The organism is Streptomyces calidiresistens (assembly GCF_014141525.1).
GTDB lineage: Bacteria > Actinomycetota > Actinomycetes > Streptomycetales > Streptomycetaceae > Streptomyces > Streptomyces calidiresistens.
In genome coordinates this window covers 1-1,059 of record NZ_VKHS01001243.1, presented here as the reverse complement: position 1 = coordinate 1,059, position 1,059 = coordinate 1, and the positions used below count along the sequence as shown (strand labels likewise).

1 protein-coding gene is annotated in these 1,059 nt (G+C 70.6%); it reads right to left on the bottom strand.

Annotation, left to right across the window (positions count from 1 at the left end):
• Nucleotides 1-11: 11 nt before the first annotated feature.
• On the bottom strand, nt 12-884 hold the full coding sequence (locus tag FOE67_RS26650; protein ID WP_182667380.1) for a helix-turn-helix domain-containing protein: 873 nt from the start codon (nt 882-884) through the stop codon (nt 12-14).
• Between the last annotated feature and the right edge of the window lie 175 nt (nt 885-1,059).

The window sequence follows — 1,059 nt, the reverse complement described above, 5'->3', positions numbered from 1 at the left end:
CCCCGGGGGCCTCATCGAGCCGCCCCCGGCCCCTCCCCGGCGATGCGCTGGATGAATTCCCGGGTGGCCTCCGGACTGAGCGCCTGGGCCCGCAGGTGCTCGTACATCACGCCGTAATTCTGCACGTCGTTCGGTTTCTCCAGGTAGAGGTCGCTGGTCACCCCCTCCAGGTACACCACCGTGGAATCCGTGGCGTCCGGGAATTCCATGATCGCGAACTGTCCGTTCACGCCGGGATGGGCCCCCGAGGAGAACGGCAGGACCTGCAGGGTCACGTTGGGGCGGCGGGAGACGTCCACCAGGTGCTTGAGCTGCTCGGCCATCACCGACCGTCCGCCCACCTCGCGGCGCAGCACGGCCTCGTCCACCACCGCCCACAGCCGCAGCGGCCGGGACCCGTCGTGCACCCGTTCCTGTCGGCGCAGCCGCACCTGGACCCGGCGGGAGACCTCCTCGGCCGCGACCTCGGGCAGCGCCCCCGCGATCACCGCCTCCGCGTACTCCGGGGTCTGCAGCAGCCCGGGCACCACCTGCGGTTCGAAGATGCGCAGGGAGGCGGCGTCCGTCTCCAGTCCTATGTAGACGCTGTAGGTGGGGGACAACTCGCCGAAGGCGTGCCACCAGCCCTGCTGGCGCGACTCGCGGGCCATCTGCATCAGCGACTCCACGAGCTTGCGGTCCTGCACGTCGTAGACGCCGCACAGGTCGCGCACGTCGCGCGGGCTGATGCTGCGCCGGCCGTTCTCCAACCGGCTGATCTTCGACTGGGAGACCAGCAGGCGATCGGCGACCTCCTCGGCCGTCATGCCCCGGTCCTCGCGGAGTCTGCGCAGTTCCTGTCCGAGCCTGCGCCGCCGCACCGTGGGATTGATCGTTCCCGTCACCGGGACTGCACCTCCGTTGAGCCGCCAACACCGCTCGGTAGCCTGTCACTTACAGACGTGTGTGGGGTGGAGGATGTCAACAGCGGCGCACGGACCGCAAGCGGGCGATCCGATGCGGTCCGTCACGGCCGGGCGCGGTGGGGGTTCGCGGCCCGTCGCGACGGCGGGGGGAGCG